20 protein-coding genes and 1 pseudogene are annotated in these 24,436 nt (G+C 54.6%); 16 read left to right on the forward strand and 5 right to left on the reverse strand.

What is annotated here, in order from left to right; genetic code table 11:
- Nucleotides 1-180 precede the first annotated feature (180 nt).
- The 5 genes from U9M73_RS00475 (at nucleotide 181) to U9M73_RS00495 (ending at nucleotide 4,881) form a co-directional block, all read left to right on the forward strand.
- Nucleotides 181-1,599, forward strand: coding sequence for an ABC transporter substrate-binding protein (locus U9M73_RS00475; protein WP_323075870.1), 1,419 nt, complete (start codon nucleotides 181-183; stop codon nucleotides 1,597-1,599).
- 151 nt (nucleotides 1,600-1,750) lie between these two features.
- Nucleotides 1,751-2,836 (forward strand): carbohydrate ABC transporter permease, encoded by a 1,086-nt coding sequence (locus tag U9M73_RS00480; RefSeq protein ID WP_407673853.1) that lies wholly within the window; start codon nucleotides 1,751-1,753, stop codon nucleotides 2,834-2,836.
- Nucleotides 2,836-3,933 carry a carbohydrate ABC transporter permease gene (locus tag U9M73_RS00485; RefSeq protein ID WP_260069777.1) on the forward strand — a complete coding sequence of 366 codons (1,098 nt, stop codon included), beginning with the start codon at nucleotides 2,836-2,838 and terminating at the stop codon, nucleotides 3,931-3,933. The genes U9M73_RS00480 and U9M73_RS00485 overlap by 1 nt, the downstream gene beginning before the upstream one ends.
- Nucleotides 3,930-4,427: a hypothetical protein gene (locus U9M73_RS00490; RefSeq protein WP_323075874.1), complete on the forward strand. Its 498-nt coding sequence runs from the start codon at nucleotides 3,930-3,932 to the stop codon at nucleotides 4,425-4,427. The genes U9M73_RS00485 and U9M73_RS00490 overlap by 4 nt, the downstream gene beginning before the upstream one ends.
- Before the next feature lie 262 nt (nucleotides 4,428-4,689).
- Nucleotides 4,690-4,881 carry a hypothetical protein gene (locus tag U9M73_RS00495; protein WP_036644918.1) on the forward strand — a complete coding sequence of 64 codons (192 nt, stop codon included), beginning with the start codon at nucleotides 4,690-4,692 and terminating at the stop codon, nucleotides 4,879-4,881.
- A 135-nt stretch (nucleotides 4,882-5,016) separates the two neighbouring features.
- On the opposite strand, the gene U9M73_RS00500 is transcribed toward U9M73_RS00495, so the two are convergent.
- The 3 genes from U9M73_RS00500 to U9M73_RS00510 are packed head-to-tail and all read right to left on the reverse strand — an operon-like array spanning nucleotide 5,017 to nucleotide 7,801.
- Complete coding sequence (locus U9M73_RS00500; protein ID WP_323075875.1) at nucleotides 5,017-6,048, reverse strand: Gfo/Idh/MocA family protein; 1,032 nt, start codon at nucleotides 6,046-6,048, stop codon at nucleotides 5,017-5,019.
- Nucleotides 6,049-6,067: 19 nt separating this feature from the next.
- Entirely contained in the window at nucleotides 6,068-7,177 is a 1,110-nt protein-coding gene (locus U9M73_RS00505) for a Gfo/Idh/MocA family protein (RefSeq protein WP_323075877.1), read from the reverse strand.
- A 9-nt stretch (nucleotides 7,178-7,186) separates the two neighbouring features.
- The gene (locus U9M73_RS00510; RefSeq protein ID WP_323075878.1) at nucleotides 7,187-7,801 is read right to left on the reverse strand and encodes a sugar phosphate isomerase/epimerase family protein; all 615 of its coding nucleotides are present in this window, start codon (nucleotides 7,799-7,801) and stop codon (nucleotides 7,187-7,189) included.
- 24 nt (nucleotides 7,802-7,825) lie between these two features.
- On the opposite strand from U9M73_RS00510, the gene U9M73_RS00515 reads away from it, so the two are divergent.
- The 3 genes and pseudogenes from U9M73_RS00515 (at nucleotide 7,826) to U9M73_RS00525 (ending at nucleotide 9,634) form a co-directional block, all read left to right on the forward strand.
- On the forward strand, nucleotides 7,826-8,053 hold the full coding sequence (locus U9M73_RS00515; RefSeq protein ID WP_323075880.1) for a hypothetical protein: 228 nt from the start codon (nucleotides 7,826-7,828) through the stop codon (nucleotides 8,051-8,053).
- Nucleotides 8,054-8,519: 466 nt separating this feature from the next.
- A pseudogene (locus tag U9M73_RS00520) lies at nucleotides 8,520-9,044 on the forward strand (GyrI-like domain-containing protein); the annotation flags it as partial.
- A 101-nt stretch (nucleotides 9,045-9,145) separates the two neighbouring features.
- The gene (locus U9M73_RS00525) at nucleotides 9,146-9,634 is read left to right on the forward strand and encodes a low molecular weight protein-tyrosine-phosphatase (protein ID WP_323075881.1); all 489 of its coding nucleotides are present in this window, start codon (nucleotides 9,146-9,148) and stop codon (nucleotides 9,632-9,634) included.
- Between the two features lie 77 nt (nucleotides 9,635-9,711).
- Here the strand turns inward: U9M73_RS00525 and U9M73_RS00530 are convergent, their stop codons facing one another.
- Complete coding sequence (locus tag U9M73_RS00530) at nucleotides 9,712-10,605, reverse strand: carbohydrate ABC transporter permease (protein ID WP_009224678.1); 894 nt, start codon at nucleotides 10,603-10,605, stop codon at nucleotides 9,712-9,714.
- 21 nt (nucleotides 10,606-10,626) lie between these two features.
- Nucleotides 10,627-11,598 (reverse strand): ABC transporter permease, encoded by a 972-nt coding sequence (locus U9M73_RS00535; protein WP_323075883.1) that lies wholly within the window; start codon nucleotides 11,596-11,598, stop codon nucleotides 10,627-10,629.
- 269 nt (nucleotides 11,599-11,867) lie between these two features.
- On the opposite strand from U9M73_RS00535, the gene U9M73_RS00540 reads away from it, so the two are divergent.
- From U9M73_RS00540 to U9M73_RS00575, 8 genes are all read left to right on the forward strand, one after another.
- Nucleotides 11,868-13,469 carry a response regulator transcription factor gene (locus U9M73_RS00540; protein ID WP_009224680.1) on the forward strand — a complete coding sequence of 534 codons (1,602 nt, stop codon included), beginning with the start codon at nucleotides 11,868-11,870 and terminating at the stop codon, nucleotides 13,467-13,469.
- Nucleotides 13,447-15,273: a sensor histidine kinase gene (locus U9M73_RS00545; RefSeq protein WP_009224681.1), complete on the forward strand. Its 1,827-nt coding sequence runs from the start codon at nucleotides 13,447-13,449 to the stop codon at nucleotides 15,271-15,273. Before U9M73_RS00540 ends, U9M73_RS00545 begins: the two co-directional genes overlap by 23 nt.
- A 159-nt stretch (nucleotides 15,274-15,432) precedes the next feature.
- Nucleotides 15,433-17,070: an ABC transporter substrate-binding protein gene (locus U9M73_RS00550; protein ID WP_036644921.1), complete on the forward strand. Its 1,638-nt coding sequence runs from the start codon at nucleotides 15,433-15,435 to the stop codon at nucleotides 17,068-17,070.
- 170 nt (nucleotides 17,071-17,240) lie between these two features.
- A complete protein-coding gene (locus U9M73_RS00555; RefSeq protein ID WP_323075885.1) occupies nucleotides 17,241-18,134 on the forward strand; it encodes an ABC transporter permease in 894 nt (297 codons plus the stop codon).
- A gap of 3 nt (nucleotides 18,135-18,137) precedes the next feature.
- The gene (locus U9M73_RS00560) at nucleotides 18,138-19,034 is read left to right on the forward strand and encodes a carbohydrate ABC transporter permease (RefSeq protein ID WP_260069788.1); all 897 of its coding nucleotides are present in this window, start codon (nucleotides 18,138-18,140) and stop codon (nucleotides 19,032-19,034) included.
- A 67-nt stretch (nucleotides 19,035-19,101) separates the two neighbouring features.
- On the forward strand, nucleotides 19,102-20,790 hold the full coding sequence (locus tag U9M73_RS00565; protein ID WP_260069789.1) for a type 2 periplasmic-binding domain-containing protein: 1,689 nt from the start codon (nucleotides 19,102-19,104) through the stop codon (nucleotides 20,788-20,790).
- Between the two features lie 142 nt (nucleotides 20,791-20,932).
- A complete protein-coding gene (locus U9M73_RS00570; RefSeq protein ID WP_260069790.1) occupies nucleotides 20,933-22,798 on the forward strand; it encodes a sensor histidine kinase in 1,866 nt (621 codons plus the stop codon).
- Nucleotides 22,767-24,359, forward strand: a complete 1,593-nt coding sequence (locus U9M73_RS00575) for a response regulator (protein WP_323075889.1) — start codon at nucleotides 22,767-22,769, stop codon at nucleotides 24,357-24,359. The genes U9M73_RS00570 and U9M73_RS00575 overlap by 32 nt, the downstream gene beginning before the upstream one ends.
- The last annotated feature ends 77 nt before the right edge of the window (nucleotides 24,360-24,436 follow it).

Here is a 24,436-nt window from a genome sequence, read left to right on the forward strand (position 1 = left end):
GGAACATTCCGGCTGGGTAGGTCATACACTTATACCGAATTGAAAACGGATACAGGCCTATATTTATCGTCGCCTGCTGCTGAAAAGCTTGATTAAGGAGGTGATTCGCCGGAATCGAATAAAGGTCGTCTGACCTACAGATGGTTGTTCCTAAATCATATCGAAGGGGATGTAGGGTCAATGAAAAAAAGATCAAAATGGACTTCCTTATTGCTCGTTAGCGGGTTATCGTTCACACTTCTCCTCAGCGCCTGCGGCGGAGGGAACAATGCGGCAAATAATGAACCGGCGGCTCCGGCTAATACGGGAACCACGGAACAGAACACAAATGATACCGCCGCAACCAATGACACTTCCACCGGCTCTCCGCTGGAGTTGGCGTTGAAAGGTGAATATAAAGGGACGAAAGTTACGATGTTTGGTCCGTTCGTAGATGCTGACCAAGTGAAATTCGAAACCAGCATCAAAGAGTTCGAGGAGAAAACAGGCATCGACATTCAATACGAAGGCTCCAAAGAGTTCGAAGCGACCATTAACGTCCGTGTAGACGGCGGCAACGCCCCCGACATCGCGGACTTCCCGCAACCGGGTCTGCTGGCTGCCGTTGCCAAGACCGGTAAGGTCATCGATCTGACCAACATACTCGACCAGGAGAAGCTGAAGGTGAACTACAACCAAAGCTGGCTTGACATGGCGACGATGGAAGATAAGGACGGCAATAAAATTATGGCGGGCATTTGGAACCGCAGTAACGTAAAGAGCTTGGTATGGTATCCGAAGAAGCAATTTGAGGAAGCGGGTTATACCATTCCGCAAACTTGGGATGAGCTGATGGCGCTGACGGAGCAAATCGCCAAGGACGGCGACACGGCTTGGGGGATCGGTATCGAAAGCGGCGCGGCAACAGGCTGGCCGGCTACCGACTGGGTAGAAGACATCATGCTCCGCACGACCTCGCCGGAAAACTATGATAAATGGGTTAGCGGTGAACTGCCGTTCACTTCCCCTGAAGTGAAGCATGCTGTTGAAGTAATGTCGGAAATCTGGATGAATCCGGATTACGTGTATGGCGGAACGAAATCGATCGTAACGACAGCATTTGGGGATTCGGCGTTGCCGATGTTCGACAACCCGCCGAAGATTTGGCTGCATCGTCAAGCGAACTTTATCACCAGCTTCTTCCCGGAAACGGCGAAGATCGACGAAGACTACGACTGGTTCTATCTGCCGCCGATCGACGAGCAATATGGGAAACCGGTGCTGGTAGCCGGCGATATCTATGCCATGTTCAACGATCGTCCTGAAGTTCGTGCGGTTATGGAATTCTTTACGACAGGCGAATCGATCAAATCGTGGGTACAATCCGGCGGCGTGATCGCTCCGATGAACGATGCTTCGCTTGACTGGTATACTTCCGAGGCCGATCGTCGTATGGCTCAGCTCGTGCAGGATGCGACCACGCTGCGGTTTGACGGCTCTGACCTGATGCCGGGTAAAGTAGGTGCCGGTACCTTCTGGAAAGGCATGACCGACTACGTGAGCGGTACGTCCACACTGGATGAAGCGTTGGCGCAAATTCAGGAAGGCTGGAATAACTAAGCCCGATTCTGGATCTGCGGCATAAACGATAACTAAAGCACCGCGGAGGGGCGCGCGAGCCGAAACGTGGGTTCCGGCACACACGCCCCTTCCTTTTTCATCAATCCAACCGGTTCAGGAAGTAACGCTCACAAAACATTTAGGAGGGGTCATGATGAGTTCAGAGGCCAAGCGAATCGTCAGCCTGAGGGCCGTGCTCTTCACCCTGATCGTCCTGGTCGCGAATGCCGCCGGACACGGCCTGATCTTCCGCTTTTTCCGCGACTCGACGCTGAATCCGCTGCTGACTGCGATCTTCGCCGTTTTATGGGGCGTACTCGGCGTGTACTTACTTTTCTATACCTTTAACTGGGCGGTGGAGCAGTATCCGGAGCAGGTGCGGCGGAAGGTGTTGCCGTATATTTTCATCGGTCCGGCCGTGATTTTGCTGGGATGGCTGCTGGTGCTGCCTGCCGTACGGACGTTGTACTTGAGCTTCTTTAACGCCTCGTCGGAGAAATTCGTTGGGCTCGCCAACTATGCGGCGATCTTCACCGATAAGCTGATGGGAACGGCGCTGCGCAACAACCTGCTGTGGGTGTTCCTAGGCACGCTTGCTTGCGTCACGCTTGGGCTGCTGATTGCCATCCTCGCCGACCGCAGCAGCTACGAGAAAATCGCCAAGTCGATTATCTTTATGCCGATGGCGATCTCGTTTGTGGCGGCGGGCGTCATCTGGAAGTTTGTTTATTATTATCAGCCCGGCGACCAGCAAATCGGTCTGTTTAATGCCATCGTCACCGCTCTAGGCGGTGAAGCGCAAGCCTGGACCAGCATGCTGCAGCCGTGGAACAACCTGTTTCTGATCTTAATTCTGATCTGGATGCAAACCGGGTTCGCCATGGTCATTTTCTCCGCGGCGATCAAAGGGGTTCCAGAGGATATTTTGGAAGCGGCACGTGTGGACGGGGCCGGTGAGATCAAAATCTTCTTCCGCATTATCATCCCGTATATCTCGGTGACAATCCTGACGGTGACGACGACGATCATTGTGTTTACGCTCAAAATTTTCGACGTGGTCATGGTCATGACTGGCGGACAATACGGGACGGAAGTGGTGGCCACGCAGTTCTATCGGCAATTCTTCATGTACCGTAATTTCGGGTACGGGTCCACGCTGGCGATCGTCTTGCTGATTGCCGTAACGCCGGTCATCTTCTTTAATCTGCGGCAGATCCGCAAGCAGGGGGGATTCTAATGGCGGGCACGAAATTGCATAAACGCAAACGCGGCAAAACGGTAGTTAACCTCGTTCTCGGTCTCATCTGCTTATTGTGGCTCATCCCGACACTGGGGCTGCTGATCTCTTCTTTCCGGCCGGCGGCAGACATTTTGCAAACCGGTTGGTGGAACGTGTTCCCGCACCGGGAATGGACGAATGCGGAAACGATTCAGCTCTCCAAGGATATCGACTTGCGCGAACCGATTGAAGTGAACGGAGAAACCTACAGTGACGACGAGCTGAAAGCCGGGGTAGTAAAAGACGGACAGCGGCTGATCTGGGAAAATCGCCGGGCCCGCACGATCCACGTCCAGGAGCAGGGCTGGGAGTTCAAGCCGGCGCTGACGCTGGAGAATTATAAGAACGTGCTGTCCGGTAAGGAATATAAGCTGAAGCTCGCCGATGGCAGCGAATCGATTCAGAAAGGGACCGGGTTGTCCCAGGCGTTCTGGAACACGCTAACGATCGCCGTTCCGGCAACGGTGATTCCGGTGCTGATCGCTTCGTTTGCCGCTTATGCCTTCGCCTGGCTGCGGTTCCCTGGCCGCAAAACGCTGTTCGTGGTGATCATCGCGATGCTGGTCATTCCGCTGCAGGTTGCGCTCATCCCGGTGTTGAAGGACTATACGGCGCTGGGTCTGAACGGCAGCTATCTGGGGATCTGGTTGGCGCATACGGCCTTTGGTTTGCCGCTCGTCACGTACTTTATGTATAACTTCATCAGCCAACTGCCCAAGGATTTGTTTGAGTCGGCCTTTATCGATGGGGCGAGCCATTTTACGATTTTCTCCCGGCTGATCCTGCCGTTGTCGGTGCCGGCGCTCGCTTCGATCAGTATCTTCCAGTTCCTGTGGGTCTGGAACGATTACCTGGTATCGCTGATCTTCATCGGCAACCAGCCAAGCGTACAGGTGATGTCGATGAAAATCGCCGATCTCGTGGGTTCGAGAGGCAACGACTGGCATTTGCTGACGTCCGCCGCGTTTATTTCGATGCTGATGCCGCTCGCGATCTTCTTCCTCCTGCAGAAGTACTTTGTTAGAGGGCTGATGGGAGGCTCGGTGAAAGGATGAACGAGCAGCCTTATGAGCATTCGGCGGACCTGTCGCTGAGCAAATTCATTAGCGTTCATACGACCCGGGATACCCGGGAGGAAGAGCTGCGGATGCGAAGCGAAGAAGTGCTGCGCTTGGCCGAGAGCCGCGGCTTTGACGGGCTGGCTGAGGAGCAGCACGCTTACCTGGACGCGTTCTGGAGCCGCGCCGACGTGGAAATTGCCAGCGATCCCGCGCTCCAGCAGGGGCTGCGGTTTAATGCGTTTGGCCTGCTGCAGTCGGCTGGACGCGACGGCATGACCAGCATGGCCGCGAAGGGGCTCACCGGCGAAGGGTACGAAGGGCATTATTTCTGGGATACCGAAATGTACGTGCTGCCCTTCTTTACCTTTACGACGCCGGAGATCGGCCGAGCCTTGCTGGAGTTCCGCTACCGCACGCTGGAGCAAGCGCGGCAGCGGGCGAAGAGAACTCCGCCTATTTCCCGGCGGGCACCTGGTCAGCTAACGTAGCGTCAACTCTACCGATTGGATTCGCCATTTTTATCTATAAAGCCGCTGGCGTGTGGAACGCCGTGAACAAAAGCGACCCCTTTGCATAAAACAAAGGTGGCCGCTTTTATTTTGTGAGGAAGAAGGGAGGAAAAAAGAACTTAAGGTGTTTTGTACCCTTACGCGGCTGCAACTGCGGCGTTATGATAGGGAAGGATCAAGCAGGAAGTGTTTATCCAATTATGGAGATCTTTAACTAATGACGAAAAGGAGGTGGAGCACGATGTATCTGAACGACTTGGACGTTGCCAAACAGTATATTCGGGATCTTCGCCAGGAGCTGGACCGGTGTTTGCTGGCTGAGCAAATCCGGCGCAGGGAGCGGGAGAAGTCAAAGCGTGAGCGGTCTAAAGTACCCATAGGCTTCAACTCGGTACTGGTTACCATCCTCACCAGGATGAGAAAACGGCTGTAACCTCGGCCATCCCCTCTGGTATGTTCCCCGATACAAGAAAGACCGCCCCTCGTAAGGAACGGTCCTTCGCTTCGCAACGATTTTCCATTTTCCGTTTGTTTATGTCGTAAGTTCCCGGTTCTCAGTATCTAGTGTTTATCTGGATTTCCGCGTCCGAGAGGATTGATACAACTCATCGATGAGCCGCAGCGTTTTGAGGCCTTCTTCGCCGTCAATCGCAAAGCGAGTTCCTGTTCGGACGCGGTCATAAAAGTCGGCGATTAACAACTGATGGCTGGAGCCCCAGTAGGATTTGCCGATGATTTGTCCTGCGTCGTTAAGGTTCGCCGGCGGTTCGCAGACCAGGCTTTCCTGACCGTCCCGGGTCAAATACAGGCAATCGTCCCGCTGACGCAGCGTGCCGCCTTCAAACACCAGCTCCAGTTCAACTGGGGTGTTGGTGAGGTACGCATTGGTGGCGTAAAACAACCCGTGAACGCCGTCCGCAAACCGGAGGCTGGCATGCGCCGTATCCTCCACCTCGATCACGTCGCCAAGGGCGTCGGCAGTGACGCTCCCCTGGACGGAGAGGACTTCGCCGCCGAACCATTGGAGCAGGTCAAGCGTATGGATCGCTTGATTGATCAGCACGCCGCCGCCTTCCGTCGACCAGCGGCCCCGCCATGGGCTGTCGGTATAATAAGCTTCGTCCCGGTGCCAGGTGACGATGCCTTTCAGGCAGATGAGCCGGCCCAGCGTTTTCGATTCCAGGAATTCGCGGATTTTTCGGGATGAGTCGTTATACCGATTCTGAAAAACAACCCCCAGCTGTGCCTCGCTGCGCCGAGCTTCTGCCACCAGGTTCTCCGCCGCTTTGAGGTCATGTGCGAGCGGTTTTTCCGTCAGCACATGTTTGCCGGCACGGAGCAGCTGCGTCGCCATCTCCGCATGCAGGTGATGGGGCGTACAGAGGTGGACGACTTGAATATCGTCACGATCCAGCAAGGTCAGGTAATCGCTGGCCGCTTCGCAGGAATACGCCGCTGCGGCCTGCTCTGCCTTGGCGGCATCGCTGTCGACGACCACTTTCAGCTTCACGCCGTCCAGTTGCTGCACAGCCCCGGCATGCAGCGGAAAAATCGCTCCGCAGCCGATAATCGCCGCGCCGATCGGTTCTTGCATCGTCATCGTAAGGTCCCTTCCTGTCCTAGTAAGTTGGGGTGACGCGAAGTGCCTGCTGCTGAGCTTTTAGACACAGCTCTGCGGCTTTGAAGGCGTGCTCCTGGGTCATGGCGTTTTCCGTGCGGTTCAGGCAATCCAGAATCAGCTCGCCAAAGAACGGATAGCCCACCTGCCCGCGTACGGCAAAATGCTGCTCCCCGTCCTGATTCACCAGGTAGACATGGTCGCCCTCCGCATCCCGGGCGAGGTCGACGTATTTGCGCAGCTCAATATACCCTTCGGTGCCCAAAATGAACGTCCGTCCGTCTCCCCAGGTGCTGAGTCCGTCCGGCGTAAACCAGTCCACGCGGAAATATTGCGTCGCCCCGTTATCTCCAACCAACGTCGCGTCGCCGAAGTCCTCCAGCTCGGGGTATTCGGGATGATGATAGTTGGCTACCTTGCTGTGCAGCACTTGGGCATCCTTGCACCCAGTATAGAACAGAAACTGCTCGATTTGATGACTGCCGATGTCGCAGAGAATACCGCCGTATTTTTCCTTCTGAAAAAACCACTCCGGCCGCGAACCCGCATTCAGCCGGTGCGGACCAAACCCGGTCACCTGCAGCACGCGCCCGATCGCCCCTTGCTGAACGAGCTGACCGGCATACACGGCGGATTCCACGTGCAGGCGTTCGCTGTAATAGACCATATATTTGCGTCCGGTTTCGCGTACCTTCTGACGCGCAGCTTCCAGTTGGGCCAGACGGGTGAACGGCGTCTTGTCGGTAAAATAATCCTTCCCGGCGTCCATCACCCTAAGCCCCAGCGGACCGCGCTCCGACGGCACCGCCGCTGCAGCGACGAGCCGCACCTCGGGGTCGGAGAGCACTTGATCCAGGCTGTCTGCCCGGGCGGCTTGCGGGTACTGCTCCACGAACGCCTGGACTTTGGCCGGGTCGGGATCATACACCCACTTCAAGGTCGCTCCGGCTTCGACCAGGCCGCCGGTCATGCCGTAAATATGCCCGTGGTCGAGGTGCACCGCAGCAAATATAAATTCACCGGGTTTCACGACGGCATGGGGACGTCCCTTCGGCGCATAGTTCATTCCGTCCTTCGCTTGAAAAGAGGGCTTCTGTTGTTGTGCATACATCGTATCGCCTTACATCCTTTCGTGGATAAACTCGGCAAATTGGCGGAGCATTTCTTTCGAGCCGTAGTGGCCGCTGAAATCCTCGATCCCCAGGTAGCCGTCGTAGCCGACGGATTTCAGGTCCCGGAGCAGGCGGCTGTAATCGATCACGCCGTCCGCCAGAGGCGACCACTCGCAGCGCCAGGCTGCGGTGCCGTCCTCGCGCGTACCGGTCTGCGACCAGGCGGCGTTTTTGACGTGGACATGTGCGAGATAGGGGCCCAGCAGCTCAAGTCCCATTTTGAATTGCTCATACCCTTCGTGCACCATGTTGCCCGGATCGTACAGGACGCCGATCTGATCGGGATCGCAGTGGCTGACGAGCCGATGGGCCAGGCTGGCGCTGGGCGCGATCGTCAGATGATGCGTTTCCACGACCCCTTTGACGCCGTATTGCTTGGCCAGGCGCTCTGCTTCCTTCAGATAGCGCACCGTTTTGTCGTACAGCTCAGGGTAGGGGGTGGTGCCGTCATATCCGGCCGCGCCGACGCGGATCATTTTGGCGCCGAGCAGGCGGGCGACGGAGAATACGCGCTCCGTTTCCTCGGCGGTTTTCAACCGGAAAGCGGCCTGCCTTTTGAACAATCGATCACCAAGTTCATCGACTATGTGCATGCCAAAGGGCTGAAAGCGGGCGGATATTCGACGCCGTTTACGATTTATGAGGAGTGGATCGACCTGCCGATCGAGGGGACGGGATTAACCCATCGTGACATCTGCCTGAAGGACGAGCAGGGGAACTTGATCAAAACCTATCTGAACACGTACGCGCTGGACCTCAGCCATCCGGTAGCTCAGCAGATTGTGAGTGCGAGGCGCCATTCAAATTGTTTTTGACGGTGAGTGTCTCAAGCTTGTCACCGTCAGCGTTCATGAAACACGCTTCGAGCTCTTGCGAGCTCACGTCAATACCGACAAAAAGCTTCAAGTGAAATTCCTCCTTTCGCTAGGGATTCAGGGAATGGACGCTCCGGGATGCCTCCGGCGCACGCGCAGATCTATCACCCTCGCGTATGAGGACACACTTCGGGCCATGAGCTGCCCCGGATCTGCTAAAACCGGGCATGGGATGCCGAAGGGAACAGCCAGCGGGTAAGAAGCTCAGACGCGTACCGGAGAAACAGACTTAAGGAGTAGACGATGCTACTGGAGGCAGAAGGATTTCCCCGAATGGACCCTACGTTCCATTGTCCAGAGGCATACCGGAAAGTCCAGTCCCTGATAGAATTTTCAAAGAACAAGCTGAAAATTTGGAGGCTGTTTTCCATCCCCCGGGGGGATGGAAATGAACCTAAAAGAGCTTTTTAAAGATACTATACGAGGAGGAAATGAAATGAATTATCGGATCGTAGACAAAGATGCTTTTCGGATCGTCGGCCTGCACAAGCGGGTGCCGGTTCAATTTCACGGAGTAAATCCGCATATCGCAGAAATGGCGCAGCAGTTAACCCCGGAGAAGATCGCTCAGCTGAAGGGGTTGTCCAATCTCGAACCGGCCGGGATCATCAGCGCGTCGATTAATTTCTCGGAAGGGCGCATGGAGGAGCAGGGGGAGCTGGACCATTATCTTGGCGTGGCGACAACGCAGGTTTGCCCGGACGGCTATGCATCGCTTGCGGTGGCCGCTTCGACATGGGCGGTGTTCACTGCCGTCGGCCCATTCCCGGATGCGCTGCAGAACGTTTGGGGACGGATTTATTCCGAGTGGTTCCCGTCCGCTCATTACGAGCTGGTCGAAGGACCGGAGCTCCTATGGAACGAGAGCCCGGACACCTCCCTGCCCAACTATCGAAGTGAAATCTGGATTCCGGTGGTGCGCAAAGGCTGAAGCTTCGACTGAGCTATGGTTGTTCTCCGGCTTAACCTATAGTACTATCTGCTAAGAGAGAGTGTTGAGCAGATAGGTGACAGGAAGGAAGAAGGAGAACCATGGAAAACGAGAAGCGCAAAGTGGGAGTGTTGTTTGTATGCCTGGGGAACATTTGCCGTTCGCCCATGGCGGAAGCCGTCTTTCGGCATCTGGTGAACGAAGCTGGATTCAGCGAACGGTTTGTGATCGATTCGGCGGGAACCGGCAACTGGCATACAGGCAATCCGCCGCATCACGGCACGCGCCGCATTTTGGATCAGTACGGCATTTCCTATGAAGGGCTGAAAGCGCGGCAGGTGGCGCAGGACGATTTTGCCAAGTTTGACTATATCATTGCGATGGATAACCAGAACGAACGTGATTTGAAGGCGTTGGCCCGCAAGACCGATGCCCGGATCGTGAAACTCTTGGATCTGGTGCCGGAATCGCAGCTAAAGGAAGTTCCCGATCCGTATTACACCGGGAATTTCGAAGAGGTCTACGGCCTGGTGCAGCAGGGCTGCCGCGCTTTACTGGAATTGATCCGGCAGGAGCACGCCCTTGGCTAAGCCCAGATCAGCCTAAACAAGAGCCAACCACAAACACAGAACCCGTCCGGCAATCGCCGCGACGGGTTTCTTAATTGTTAGCTTTTGATCGCGCCCATCATGATCCCTTTGACGAAATATTTTTGCACGAACGGGTACACCATGATGATCGGCAGCGTCGCCACCATCGTGACCGCCATCCGAATGCTTTCGCTGGAGACCGGGATGCGCTTGGCGTTTTGCGCCAGCTGCTGGGCATCGGTCATCATCGCGCCGGTCTGGAATTGGTTAAGGATCTTGACCAGAACGGCCTGCAGCGTCTTAAGCTCCGGTTTATACGTGTAAATATAGGAATCGTACCAAGCATTCCAGTGGCCGATGGCCAGGAACAAGCCAATCGTCGCCAGCACCGGTACACACAGCGGAAGAACGATGCGGACGAAAACCTGCAAATCGTTGGCGCCGTCGATTTTGGCCGATTCCTCGATTTCGCCGGGCAACTGCTCGATGAAGGTGCGAACGAGGATCATCAGAAACACTCCGATCAGCCCCGGGAAAATAAACACCCAGAACGAGTCAATTAACCCCAACGCCTTGATCACCATATACGTTGGAATCAAGCCGCCCCCGAAATACATCGTAAACACAAAGAAGAACGAAAAATACTTCCAGCCGAGCAAATACCGTTTGCTTAAGGAGTAAGCCAGCATGGAGATACAGATAATCGACACCGCGGTCCCGATCACTGTCCGCAGCGCCGTCACCTGCAGCGCACTCCAGATTTCCGGGTTGCGGAAGATGGTAATATAGCTGGCTGTCGTAAACTCTCGCGGCCAGAAATACAGGTTGCCGCGCAGCGAGTCCGTCGCATCGTTCAGCGAGATGATCAGGATGTTCCAGAACGGATAAAACGTGACGAGAAAGATGCACGTCAGGAACAGGTACAAGGCCGCATCAAACAGATGCTCGGTCATCGTTTTTTGATTTTTCATGCAGTTCCCTCCATGCCAGGTTTAGAATAAGGACTGGCCGTTGATTTTTTTCGCGATTTGGTTGACGATCACCACGATGATAAAGGCGACCACCGAGCTGAACATGCCGACAGCGGAAGCGTAAGAGAACATCCCGTTCTGGATCCCGTAGCGGAACGAGTAGGTTGAGAGCACGTCGGAGTAATCCTTCGTCAAATCGTTCCCGAGCAGGAAGTGCTGGTCGAACCCGGCGTTCAGAATGCCGCCCATGGCCAGAATCAGCAGGATGACGATCGTCGGCTTTAGATGCGGGAACGTGATATAACGGATTTGCTTAAACCGGTTGGCCCCATCCACCTTGGCCGCTTCGTACAATTCCGGGTTGATGGAAGAGATCGCCGCCAAATACATGATCGAGCTGTAGCCCATATCCTTCCACGTATTGCCCAAGGCGACAATCCACCAGAAGTACTTGCCGTTTTGCAGGAACAGGATGCTCTCATTGGTAATATGGAAAAACTTCAGCAACGCGTTCACCGCACCATCCGAGGACAGCAGCGTAACGATAATGTTGGCCGCGATAACCCAGGAGATGAAATACGGCAAATAGGAGGACGTTTGCACGATTTTTTTGAATTGGACGTTTTTGATTTCGTTAATGGCCAGCGCGATCAGGATTGGCATCGGAAACGAGAACAGGAGTGTAATCAACGTCGAAGCCAACGTGTTGCGCAGGATGATCAGGAAATCGCCGTTATTAAAAAAATAACGAAACCACTGCAATCCCACGAATTCGCTGTGGAACAGACTGTACCAGAAACGGCCGAGCGTGGGCTGGTAGTTCACGAACGACATATACAATCCGGCCATTGGAGCATAGGCGAACAGGATCGCCCAGATGAGCGCCGGCAGCATCAAGAGGAACAGGTATTTTTGTTGTTTGAAGACGGGCCAAACTTTCCGGCGCGGGAGGTTCAGGTCCGTGCCTTCACGTAGCTTCAAGTCGGTTTGCATAGCGGCACCTCGCATTGGTTTTCTAGTTCAAGTTCAAGTCAGGACGTCCAGCCTATGGCTTAAAAAAATTATAAGACCCCCGAAAAATCCGTGTCGATAAAGCAAAACATCGAATCATGCTTGAAAATAACTTTCATGCGAAAGGAGGATTCAGCTCCCGAAGATGTAAGCGCTATAATTAAAGTGGACGCAGGAAGTCGTAAGTTGAAAGGACCGTCCTCCCAGGACGGTGATCAGGCATAGAAAGACAACCGAAGGGGGCTTGCGGCATGTACAGCATTTTTCTGGTGGACGACGAGCAATTGGAATTGGAGATGATGCGGGACTTCATCCGTTGGGAGGAGATGGGGATATACGTCGCCGGCGTCGGCATCAACGGGAAGGATGCCCAAGAGAAGATCCAAGCCATTCAGCCTGACATTGTGCTGACAGACGTCCAGATGCCCTTCATGGACGGCCTGGAGTTGGCAAGGTGGGTCAGGGAGCAGTATGACTGGATGCAGATTGTATTTCTGACCGGTCATGACGAGTTTAGTTATGTGAAATCAGCCTTGCACGTCGGAGCGGTCGGTTATTTGCTTAAGCCGCTGGATCTGGAGGAAATCTCCGGAGTAATGGCGCGGGTGAAGCAAAAGTGCGAAGAGGTACGTTTAAAATATAAATCGGTTCAGATGACGAAAGCCAAGTTGTTGAAAGAGCTACTCCACGAAAAATCACCGGTTCGGCAGGAGCAGCTCACCGCCGAGCTTCGCAAGCTGGAACGGGGAGGAGCCTCCGGCCCTTCCTATTCGCTGGCGCTTTGCAGCGCGGACCGCAGCGCAAGCGGCATCAACGGCGGAGAGCCCGACGGCACAGGGGAGGCGGGTTCGTTGGAAGCCGCGATCTCCCGTCTGCCCGAGGTGACGGAGGAATATTTCCACGCCGTCCGTAAGGACGCGGTGGTTGCTGTGCTGCAGGAAGGGGAGCTGGCGATCTTTATCGCGGCTGAACCCGAAAGCGGAAGCCAGCCCGCCATGACGCGAGAGCAGTGGGGGACGCTGCAGCAGACGGTCCGGGGATTGTTGGGGCTGTCAGTCACGCTCGCCATCGGCAACGAAGCGGTCGAACCGGCCGGCATCGCCCAACTGTATGAACGGGTGCGCAGCTTGCGAGACGAGCGTTTTTTCCTTGGGCCGGGGCAGATTTTGGTCGCAGGTGACGTCAAACCGGGATACCGCTACGGCACGCTGCCGCCCTTCCCGGAGCAGGCGTGGCTGGAGGCGCTGCAGCAGCTGCGCAGCGAAGAGGCGGAAGCGATGTTGCATGATTATCTCATAAACGTTCGCCAGCTGCGGATCGATAAATCGCTTGTGTACGAGTGGGCGATCGACCTGCTGGACCGCTTGGAGGAACAGATTCACAGTCCGAGCTTAAACGGCCAGGCCGAACCGGTCAAACGTGCCGCCCTGTATCAATCGGTTTACGATTGTCAGACGCTGCAGGAGATCGAAGCGGCGATTTGGCGGGCGGCAGCGCATTATTTGGAGCTGCTGATGGAGCGGGCCACGGACAAGAACGCCAAGCTGGTGCATCAGGTCTGCCAGATCATCGATAATACGTATCATGAGCCGATCACCATTCAAAGCTTGTCCAGCCAAGTGTATTTGTCGCCGAACTATCTGCGCTCGATCTTCCGGGACAAAACCGGGATGACGATTCACGACTATCTGACTCGCATCCGCCTGGAGAAAGCGAAGGAGATGCTGGCGGATCCATCGCTGAAGGTACAGGATATCGCCCAGAAAATCGGTTACGAGAGCACGTCCTATTTCATTTCCTTATTCGTGAAAAACCAAGGAGTCACGCCAAATGAATATCGAAAAAATCTTTAAAGGGACGGAAGGAATGAACCCGATCGCTCGGCGGTTGTCCTTGTTCAGGCATCATTGGTTCGCCAATCTTCGGCTGCGCAACAAGCTGTTTATTATTTTCCTTCTCGTGTCTTTTATCCCGTGCTCCGTGCTGATTTATTATTCCTATACCTCCACGCGGAACACGATTACGGAGCAGACGTACGCTTCGTTAAGCGGGACGCTCAATCAGATCAATACGAACCTTGAAAACCGGCTGGGGTATTATGAGCAGCTGACCAATATTTTGTATATGGATGCGCAGCTGCGGAACTTTTTGTCCAACGATTACGAACAGGCCTATTATTATCTCGATGCGTTCCGCTACATCAATCGGACGATGTCCTCCATGATGATTTCCAACGCGAATATTCAGGGCATCACCATTTACATCGATAACAAGACGTTGTATTCCGATAAGCAGTACATCCGATATACCGAGGAGCTGCCGGAAACGGTGAAGCAGCAAGCGCTGAATGCGGCCGGGAGTCCGGTTTACACCCATATCGAAGATCCGCAAACCGGCACGTCCTATGTCACGCTGGCCCGTTCGCTCAGTTACTTTAGCTTGTCGCACCCTTACGGCATTCTAACGATCAATATCGACGACAAGGAAATCTATTCCCTGATCGAAAAAGAGAACGTTAATAAGAGCGTCTACATCATCGACGAGACCGGCCGCGTGATCAGCTCCGGTGATGCGGCGATGAAGGGGAATCAGCTGTTTGACCTTTATCCCATTCAAGCGGATTTAACGTTGTCCAGCGGGAAATTTGATAAGCGGATTGGCGGACAGGAGTTGTTTTTTACCTACAAAAAGCTACGCAACGGATGGACGACGGTAATTACCGTCCCTTATGACGAACTGCTCGCCAATACGAATAAAGCGACTAAACGGATTGTCTGGATTTCGGTCACTGTGATCGCGGTTGCCGCCCTGCTCATTTTCGTGACGGCGAAGGTGATCACGAAACGGATTGAGGGGCTGCTGCAGCAAATTCGCAAGGTGGAGCGGGGGAATTTCCAGGTTCAACGCATGCCGATGGGAAACGATGAGATCGGGCAGCTGTCGTACGCGTTCCAGAAGATGGCGGCGCGTATTCAGGAACTGATTAATGAGGTATACGTTAAGGAAATCGCCGTAAAGGATTCGGAGCTGACGACGCTGCAGGCGCAGATCAATCCGCATTTTCTATACAATACGTTGTCCTCGATCTCCTCGCTGGCTTTGAAGGAAGGCAGCATGCAGGTCTATCAGATGGTTAACCATTTATCGAAGTATTATCGAATCTCGCTGAACAAGGGCAAACGGGTGGTGTTGCTGGAACAGGAAATCCAGTTAGTCAAAAACTACGTTTCTATTCAGGCCATCCGGTTCCGCGGGATGCTGCATATGCACTACGATTTGGACGAGTCGTTGTTTAACCGGACGGTGATCAAGTTGATATTGCAGCCATTTATCGAGAACTGCATCCATCACGCGATCTGGAGTGAGACCGGCATCAACATTATCGTCAAGCTCAAGGCGGAAGGAGAGGATCTGTTGCTGCAGGTTATCGACGACGGACAGGGCATGACCCGCCAGCGGCTGGAGGAGGCGTTTAATAAATCAAGCAATCAATCCGGCTATGGTATCAAAAATGTCGACGACCGAATCAAACTGGCTTACGGGGAACGATATGGGGTGGAAATCTTCAGCCGGCTTGGCATCGGGACGAATGTGACGATCCGCCTGCCGCTGAATCCGAACGCGTCCGAGCTGGAAACGCGGCTGAATACGGGGTGATAACGAGCTATAGCAGGGGTTCAAACTGAGGGGAGCCGATGAAAGTCGTTTTCCATTATGAATAGTAACATTGCGTTATGGATATACATGGGGGCGCTTTTTACAATTGAGTTGAGCTTGAGGTCCAAGCGCAAATGTACAAGAGAGGGGTTTACGCAAATGAAGAAGAAGCTGCTATTCATGGTATCCTCTATGATGATCCTTGCCCTGCTCGCTGGCTGCGGGTCCGGGAACGCCCCGTCGGCGGGAGGAAATTCTCCTGCGGCGAACGGAGGGACAAACGGAGAGGCGGCAGATGATAAGTCGCCGATCACGTTGACGTTGTTTGACCAGAACACCGGGGATCCGTTTACGAACCCTGTGGCGAAAGCGATTACAGAAAAAACCGGCGTGACCGTAGAAATCCAGCAGCCCACCGGGAATCCAGCGGAGAAGCTGAACCTGATGCTGGCAAGTAACGATTTGCCGGACATCGTGCTAATGAGCCGCGGAAGCGACATCATGAACAAGTATATCTCCTCGGGAGCCGTGATCCCGCTGGACGATCTGATCGAGAAATACGGACCGAACATCAAGAAAATGTACGGGGATACGCTGAAGAAAACGCGCAGTGCGGACGGGAAGAACTACTATCTGGCCAACTGGTACGGCCTGGAGCAGTACCCGGTGTTTGGCTTCCTGATGCGGATGGACTTGATGAAGGAGCTGGGCGTTGGGGATAAGGTGAACAACGGCGAGCCGTTTACAGCCGAAGAGTTCGAGAACCTGTTAAAGGCGTTTAAGGAGAAGTACCCAACGATTGACGGCAAGGAAACCATTCCGATGACGTTAAATGGCGACAACATGAGTGGAGTTACCGGTACGTTCAAAGGAATGTATGGCATTATGCCGTATTACGAGAAGGACGGCAAGCTGCTGAAGGATATCCGCGATCCGCGGTATTTGGAAATGATGAAATTCATGAACTCCTTGTATCGCCAAGGCCTGCTCGACAAAGAGTGGGTGACGATGAAGACGAAGCAGTATGAGCAGAAGCTGGCGGCGGGGAACGTATTTGCTACGGCGGATGCCAGCTGGAACGTGGGCGGAGCGAACGGTTTGCTGAAGGCGGATGCTCCGGACCCAGCTAAGGCGGAGGAAAGACAGTTCTATCAATATAAGGTGCTGGCACCGGGGATTGGACCGGACCAAACGACGTATGGGCCGAAGAGCTCGTTGGGTTGGGACGGTATCTCCATCACCAAGACGAACAAGGATCCGGTCCGTACGATCAAGTTCTTGGATTTCCTTGCCAGCGAGGAAGGGCAGTATTTGATGATGTGGGGCGTGGAAGGCGTGCATTGGGACATGAAGGACGGCAAGCACGTGCCGCGTCAAGAAGTGCTGGACGCCTTCAAGAAGGATTGGGCGGAAGCTTCCCGCACGACCGGGATCCGCAAATGGACCTGGACGATCAAGAACGGACCAGGCTCCGACGGCACGCCGTATGACCTGATCGGCCGCGGGATGAGCGATCCGACGACGGACCTGGCGATCAAGAACCTCGCGGATACGTCGTTTGATACGGCGCCTTATGACAGCCTTGGCCCGGACGGCGGTACACCGGAAGCGATTATGGAGACGAAGGTCAACGAGACGATTAACGAGTACTTCCTGAAGATGGCCCTGGCTCCTAGCGAGCAAGACGTGGTAACCTTGTACAACACCATGATGAAGCAAGTAGAGGCTGCAGGCTTATCGAAACTGGAAGAAGTGTATAACAAGAAGTATCAAGAACGTATGGAATTGTGGAAATAAGACGGCCGTGACACGAGCGGCGGGGGATGAAGGTCCTCCGCCGCTTGTTTTTTGTTTGCACGGTATCTCTAATGTTCTATCAACTTCCAATCAGAACGACAGAAATCCAACCGTTGTTGTATGGTTCCGCTTACATGGCGGCCTTATAATGATCCCCAAGAGGTGATCCGATGCTTACCAAACTTGCAAAATACCGCTGGCAATACGTCATGGTGCTGCCCGCCGTCGTCCTGCTGTTCCTGTTCAGTTACGTGCCTATGGTGGGCATCCAGGTGGCGTTTCGGGATTTCCAAATCGGCACAACGATGTGGAACAGTCCTTGGGTGGGCTTCGAGAATTTTGCCTTTTTACGGGACGATCAATTTTGGCTGGTGGTGCGGAACACGGTGTACATCGCCGTTCTGAAATTCGTGTTCGGATTTCCGGCGCCGATCCTATTGGCGCTGCTGATCAACGAGCTGCGGCACAACGGGTTCAAGCGCTTCGTCCAATCGGTCAGCTATTTGCCGCATTTTTTCTCCTGGATCGTCGTTGCGTACATTTTGCAATCCTTCCTGACGCTGGACGGCGGGCTGGTGAACCAACTGATCGTGAATCTGGGCGGCGACCCGGTGTTCTTCCTTGGATCCACGGAGTGGTTCCGTCCAATGATTGTCGCCAGCAGCCTGTGGAAGGAAGTCGGCTGGAACACGATTCTGTACCTGGCCGCCATCACGACCATCGATCCGCAGCTGTATGAAGCGGCCAAGGTGGAGGGCGCCGGCAAATGGGCGCAGATGCGTCACATTACATTGCCGGGCATGATGCCCACCATTTCGATCGTGCTGATCCTCAGCATGCCAAGCTTGATCGCTGTCGGGATGGATCAAATTTATCCGCTGATGAACCCGGCCAATCAGCCGGTTGCGGACGTGCTGGATACGTATATTTTAAGAAGCGGCTTGCAGCAGGGGTATTTTGGAATGGCGACCGCCGTTGGGATGTTATCCTCATTGCTTAGCTTGCTCCTGGTGCTCAGCGCGAATCAGTTGTCTCGGAAAGCCAACGGAGAGGGGCTGTGGTAAACGATGCAAACTTCCACAAGCGATAAAATTAGTCAGGGCGTCATCATTTTCCTGATGCTGCTTCTCTGCGCCTCGGTCATCTATCCCTTCATGTATATGCTGTCGATTTCGCTAAACGTTGGCAGTGACGCAGCCAAAGGCGGGGTGTATTTGTGGCCACGGCAGTTCACTTGGGCCAATTACGAGATCGTATTGGGCAACGTCGTTATACGGCATGCCTACTTGATCACGGTAGCCCGAACCATTGTCGGCACGCTGGCCGGTTTGGTTGTGACGTTGCTCGCCGCATTTGGACTCTCTTACGAGCGGATGCCGTTTCGAAGCGCTCTGCTGACTTACGTGCTGATTACGATGCTGTTCAGCGGCGGATTAATCCCGTTTTACATTCAGCTCAACGAGCTTCATTTGCTGAACACGTTTTGGGTGTATATCGTTCCCGGGGCGTTCTCAGCCTGGAACATGTTCGTTATGCTGAAGTTCATTCAAGGAATTCCTGTGGCGCTTGTGGAATCCGCCGAGATTGACGGGGCCAACCCGGTCCGCGTACTGCTGTCGATCATCCTGCCGCTGTCGAAGCCGATGTTAGCCGCGCTTGCCTTATTTACGGCCGTCGGGCATTGGAACGACTGGTTTGCCGGGGCTTTTTTCGTCACGGACCAGAATCTGATCCCGGTGCAAACCTTCCTGCAGCAGCTGTTGTCGGCGCAAGACATGTCGACCGTGCTGGGCTCGAACAACAATATCGAAGCGCTTGCCCGCGGCACCCAGCTGTCCAATGTGACGCTGATGTCGATCAAGATGGCAACGGTGATGGTTAGCGCAATTCCGATCCTTTGCGTCTATCCGTTTTTGCAGAAATATTTCGTCAAGGGAGTGCTCATCGGCTCCGTCAAGGGGTGATGTGATCTCATAGAACACCACGGACCGGCAGAAGCATGTTGAATCATAAACGAAGGGGGAAACGAATTTGAATTCACGAAAATCTTGGACCCGAAAATGGATGGCCGCTGCACTCGCAGCGTTCATGCTCGCCATATCGGCTTGTTCCGGCGGCGGAGGGGGAAGTGAAGGGGCAGCAACGGGCAGCGCGGATGGAGGAAATGCAGGAACAGACGGCGGCGGCGTCGCATCCTTTAAGCTGTGGCTCGGCTGGACGGCGATGATCAACAACAACAGCATGGTGCAAAATTACTGGCGCGAGCATGAGCCGTTTATCGATCTCCAACTGGAATCCACTCAAGGCGATGCCATGACGGCGCTAAATCTGAAGCTGAACACAGGCGGCTTTGAGGATGCAGCGATCTTTGGACGCAGTGACATCGTTGATAACGCCATGATTCGCTCCAATACGATTCTGCCGCTGGAGCAATACTTCGATATGCCTGACAAGTACCCGGGGTTGGCTTCCATCCCGAAGGAATATTTAGAGCCCATGAAGGATGCGGAAGGCCATATTTGGTCGATTCCAACCTGGTTTGACCAGAATCCGGACGATCCCTGGCCGGGTTGGGCCTCCGGAGGCTGGTTCGTACGTACCGACGTCCTGGAGAAGGTCGGAATGACGATGGATGATCTAAAGACGCTGGACGGCGTGGAAAAATACTTAAGGCTGGCCGCTGAGCAAAAAGATGCCAACGGCAACAAGCTGATCCCGCTCAGCTTCCTGTCCGAGGCCAGCGACGAGAACGTCATTGTGAGCACTTTCGGCGTGACTACGGCGACGGCCGGCGGTGTCATCCCCGTAGAGAAGAAGGGTGACGACTACGTCTTCATCTACGACGACCCGCAATATAAGGCGGCTTATCAATGGATGAACAAGATGTACCGCGAGGGCTTGCTGGATCATGAAGTGATGACCGACAAGAAGGAGCGCTACAAGGAGAAAAACAAAACCGGACGTATTGCGATGAACGCCGGCGGTTTCTTTAATATGGACGCTCAGTTGTGGGAAATCCTTGACGGTCCGACGGAGCCGGCCTGGTATTATGAGACGATTCCGTACCCGCAGGTTGAGGGCGTTAGCAAGCCGGGTTATAACCAGATCATTAATCCGTACCCGGGAAATGACGTCTACATCAGCAAAAAAACGAAAAACCTGGAGGCGATCCTCAAGTTTTTTGATTACACGCTGCAGCCGAAGCCGGAACAACAGCAGGTGGTCAACGAAGGTCCGGCCGGCGTGTTCTGGGACTGGGTTGACGGTCCGCTCGGCAAATGGGAATACACGAACGCGGAATACCAAAAGCTGCACGACTCGGGAGATCAGGCGAAGAAGGTCAGCACCACGCCCGAACTCTATATGACCTCGTCCTACAGCAACGAATGGTACCCGTGGTGGAACTACAATTTGACCGAGCCGAAAGGCCGGCTCAAAACGATCGATTTCACCGAGAAAATCGGCAAAATGGGCACGATCCGCGTCGCGCAGCCGTATGACCGGGTCAAAGCGAAGGCGGGCGGCCTGTGGGAGAAATATTTGCCGGAGCTGGACGCCGTCAAAACGGAATACAAAGCCAAGCTGATCATGGCCAAGGACGAAGCGGCCTTCGAGGAGGCCTGGAACGAATTCCAGGCGGCGCTAGAGAAACGCGCCCACTGGAGCGAGCTGAAGACCGAATGGTATGAACAGCTGAATGTTGAAATGCAGAACGGGTAAAGTGGCCCCCTGCGCCAGAAACAAGGTTGCCCCGATCGATGGATGGATCGGGGTCAGCCCTGTTTTTGCTTGTGGAACGCGATGCGAATCCCGACGTGTGTAAAAGTCCACTCATCATCCGAGGGGAAGGAGTGCAGCTGACGTGAGAGCATGGCTAGAAAACCGTGTGATCCGCTTCACCCGGGGGATGAACCTCCGCAGGAAAATTTTTATCATGTACGGCTTGATTTTGCTGGTGCCCAGCCTGATTCTCGGCGGGGTCACGATGGGCATCGTCGTGCGCAGCTTTCACGAAAATTACGTGGCGACCGTCGACGAATCGATCAAACAAACGGCGATCAACATTGACTATAGCAAGAAAAGCTACGACTTGCTGGCGATCCGCACGGCGACCGACAGCGAGCTCATTGCCCGGCTGGGGCGGGAATATGCGGATATGACGCAGATCATCGACACCGTCGACTATCTGGATCGCAATTTTATGTTGACGAGCAAATATTTGCCTGGGATCGTGGATTTTCGCATCTATCATACCAACTCGACTTTGGTGGAGGACGGTCGGCTCTTGTGGCGGCCGCAGCAGCGGCTTCTGTCCGGTTTGGACGAACGAAGCTGGTACGAGAAGACGATGGCCTCCTCTACGCTGCTGCTCTGGAGCACGGCACCGGACGCACCGGGCCGGATCGTGCTGACGAGCAAAATTTTGAACAGCGCCGGGGAGCCGCTGGGCATGGTCTATATTTTGCTGGACTACAACGTCGTGTTTGGCAATTTGCTGAAACATCCTTTTGCCGATGGCGGCAGCTTGTACATCGTGGATGAGGAAAAGCGTATCTTAGCCACAACCAAACAGGATAAGATCGGCCTTCGCATTCTGGCGGAAGGCTGGCTGGAGGAGGGCGGAACGGATGACAGAAAGAGCGAAGGGGCAGGTAAACAAGCAGACGGAGGCGCCGCCGTTTATGACCTGACCGGGACCAAGCAGCTCGTGACGCTGGAGCCGCTGACCTCCGGGTGGTATGTCGTCGCTCTAACGCAGATGAAGTATATGGACGGACGGAGCATCACGTTGCTGGCGCTGATCGCCGGGACGGCCGTTTTGCTGCTGGCGTTGTCGATGTTTCTGATCACGACGATTATGAATAACGTCGTTCGGCGCATCCGGCGGCTGGGGCATCGCATGTTCGACCTGTCGCGCGGCGAATTTGACGTGACGATCCGCAACAAAGTACAGGATGAACTCGGCGATCTGGAGCTGATGTTTAACTCCATGTCGGAGCGGCTTGGCCATCTGGTGGAAGACATCCGAACAACAAGCCTGCAGGAACGAGAGCAAGCCTTTAAGGCGATGCAGGCGCAGATCAATCCGCACTTTATTTACAATTCCTTAAGCCTGCTGCGTTGGCGTGCGCTGGATGTGCAAGATGACGAGCAGGTCCGGATTATCGATGCATTGACCACCTTTTATAGGCAAACGTTAAACAACCAGGTTGCCGTCATTCCCATCCGTGAGGAATTAGAGCATGTAAAGGCGTATCTGGAGGTGCAGCAGCTGCGGTATCCAGGGCGGGTCCGGATCGAATGGGATATCGACGAGCAGGCTGGCTCCTTGTATACGTTAAAAACCTTGCTCCAGCCGATCGTGGAGAACTGTTACGCGCATGGGGCGATCACAAGGCAACAGGACGCTGTCATTCGGATCAGCGTAAAGCGCGAGGTTGGCTGTATGGTGATGACCGTGTTCGATAACGGCCAGGGGATTGCCCCGGAGCGGCTGGCTGCGCTGGAGGCAGGAACTTACCTTGGCAGCGGTAACGGGTTCGGGACGGCGAACATCCGGGAGCGGCTGGCATTATATTTTGGAGAGGCAGCGGCATTTAAGCTGGAGAGCGAAGCGGGAGCCTGGACGCGGGCGACGATCCGATTTCCGGCCTGTACCGAGCCGCCGATCCTCCGGAAGAAGGGGTGGATAGGAGATGGATTTGCTGAAGGTTCTGATCGTGGATGACGAGCCCTCCAACATTCAGGGCTTGGTGCGTTACATCCGGTGGCGGGAGCTGGGGTATGAGGAGCCGAAGACAGGAGAGTCGGGCGAAGAGGCGTTAGAAGCGATTAGGCAAACGCCCTTCGATGTATTGATCTCCGACGTGGCCATGCCTGGTATGAACGGCATCGAGCTGGTCGCCCGGACGAAGGAACTGCTTCCTCAGCTTCAAGTGCTGATGATCAGCGGGTACAACGAATTTGAATTCGTGCAGGATGCCATCCATGTCGGCGCGCAAGGGTACGTGCTGAAGCCGCTGAAGCTGGAGGAGGTATCCAGTCGCTTGACGGCAATGCGGGAAACGGTGGAGAACATGCGCAGGCTGGCCGAGCAAACCGAAGATTTGAAGCGAAAAGTGTCCGGCAGCCAGCGTCTGATCCAGGAACGGGTTCTCAGTGATCTGCTCGCCGGACTTGTTCCCGGGGAGGATAGGCAAGCCTCTTGGGACGGCTTGATGAAGCTGCCAGTAGGGGTTCGCGAACTCAACCTGTTCCTGTTCAGCCTGGATCACTTCTTGTCCCTGAAGCAACGGGCCGAAGAACGCGTGGTGCTGTCGGCCGCATTACGCCAGACGGTTGATGTGGCCTTGTCCGCGTTCAATTCGGTTTGGCTGGCGCAAACGTCCCCCGATGAAATGGTCGCCTTGCAAATGAACCCGACGGTGGAGGACAAAGCGCGGATGGAGAAGCAATTGAGGTTCGTTCAGGTGATTCTGCAGGAGCAGCATCACTCCACCGTAACGATTGGCTGCAGTCCAGCGGCAAGCACCTGGGAGGAGCTCCCCGATCTGTACAAGGAGATGAAGTTCCGCATCGCCCAGGCCCGCTTGATTGCAGATGGGCAAATTGTGCGGGGAGAGACGCCGGATGCCGGCGCGTTTGACGATTACCGTCTGCGGGAGCAATGGATGCCGGAGCTGATCCGGAAAATGGAGGAGGGAGATGCTGCTGCGGTCCGGGACACGATGAACCGGGTGGTGGATCTCCTGTCGGGGCAGCCTTCTTTTTCCTATGTGCAGGCCGTTGGCATGAGCTTTCTCAGCGAGTTGATCCGCACGCTTCGGCGGGGGAGCGAGGCAGACCGGGAAACGAATATCGTGCTTTGGCGTCGGATGCTGGATTGCAGCAGCACAGAGCAAATCATCGAATTCCTGATGGAATGCGTGGATCGGTACATGGCGGTGGAAGCGCGGGAACGGATGAATCAACAGCGCCTTTTGATCCGGAAGGTAGCCGCGTTCATAGACGAACGAGTGCGGGACAATTGGACGGTGAAGCAGCTTGGGGAGCAGTTTAATTTGAACGCCAGCTATTTGAGCGTGCTGTTTAAGAAAGAAATGGGCAAAACGATTTCCGAATACGTTCAAGAAACCCGCATCCGGCAGGCCAAGGAACTGCTGAGCGACCCGAACGTTAAAGTTTACGAGGTGGCGGATCGCGTAGGGATCCAGACTTCCGCTTATTTTACCTATCTGTTCAAGAAGCTGGTAGGCTGCACCCCTCAGGAGTTCCGAGATTATCGATAATCAAAAAAGGCATATCCCGTTATCAATCGGAACATCGTTGCATAGAACCCCGCAAGGTTCGACCTTATAATGGGGGC

Origin of the sequence: Paenibacillus phoenicis (assembly GCF_034718895.1) — a bacterium.
Classification (GTDB): domain Bacteria; phylum Bacillota; class Bacilli; order Paenibacillales; family Paenibacillaceae; genus Fontibacillus; species Fontibacillus phoenicis.

Bases quoted from the DNA above. Each gene is read 5' to 3' on its own strand.
- U9M73_RS00555 (WP_323075885.1), top strand. From the start codon at position 17,241: ATGCTTACCAAACTTGCAAAATACCGCTGGCAATACGTCATGGTGCTG.
- U9M73_RS00475 (WP_323075870.1), top strand. From the start codon at position 181: ATGAAAAAAAGATCAAAATGGACTTCCTTATTGCTCGTTAGCGGGTTA.
- U9M73_RS00575 (WP_323075889.1), top strand. From the start codon at position 22,767: ATGGATTTGCTGAAGGTTCTGATCGTGGATGACGAGCCCTCCAACATT.
- U9M73_RS00490 (WP_323075874.1), top strand. From the start codon at position 3,930: ATGAACGAGCAGCCTTATGAGCATTCGGCGGACCTGTCGCTGAGCAAA.
- U9M73_RS00535 (WP_323075883.1), bottom strand. From the start codon at position 11,598: ATGCAAACCGACTTGAAGCTACGTGAAGGCACGGACCTGAACCTCCCG.
- U9M73_RS00495 (WP_036644918.1), top strand. From the start codon at position 4,690: ATGTATCTGAACGACTTGGACGTTGCCAAACAGTATATTCGGGATCTT.
- U9M73_RS00500 (WP_323075875.1), bottom strand. From the start codon at position 6,048: ATGACGATGCAAGAACCGATCGGCGCGGCGATTATCGGCTGCGGAGCG.
- U9M73_RS00560 (WP_260069788.1), top strand. From the start codon at position 18,138: ATGCAAACTTCCACAAGCGATAAAATTAGTCAGGGCGTCATCATTTTC.
- U9M73_RS00525 (WP_323075881.1), top strand. From the start codon at position 9,146: ATGGAAAACGAGAAGCGCAAAGTGGGAGTGTTGTTTGTATGCCTGGGG.
- U9M73_RS00530 (WP_009224678.1), bottom strand. From the start codon at position 10,605: ATGAAAAATCAAAAAACGATGACCGAGCATCTGTTTGATGCGGCCTTG.
- U9M73_RS00540 (WP_009224680.1), top strand. From the start codon at position 11,868: ATGTACAGCATTTTTCTGGTGGACGACGAGCAATTGGAATTGGAGATG.
- U9M73_RS00480 (WP_407673853.1), top strand. From the start codon at position 1,751: ATGATGAGTTCAGAGGCCAAGCGAATCGTCAGCCTGAGGGCCGTGCTC.
- U9M73_RS00550 (WP_036644921.1), top strand. From the start codon at position 15,433: ATGAAGAAGAAGCTGCTATTCATGGTATCCTCTATGATGATCCTTGCC.
- U9M73_RS00545 (WP_009224681.1), top strand. From the start codon at position 13,447: ATGAATATCGAAAAAATCTTTAAAGGGACGGAAGGAATGAACCCGATC.
- U9M73_RS00505 (WP_323075877.1), bottom strand. From the start codon at position 7,177: ATGTATGCACAACAACAGAAGCCCTCTTTTCAAGCGAAGGACGGAATG.
- U9M73_RS00485 (WP_260069777.1), top strand. From the start codon at position 2,836: ATGGCGGGCACGAAATTGCATAAACGCAAACGCGGCAAAACGGTAGTT.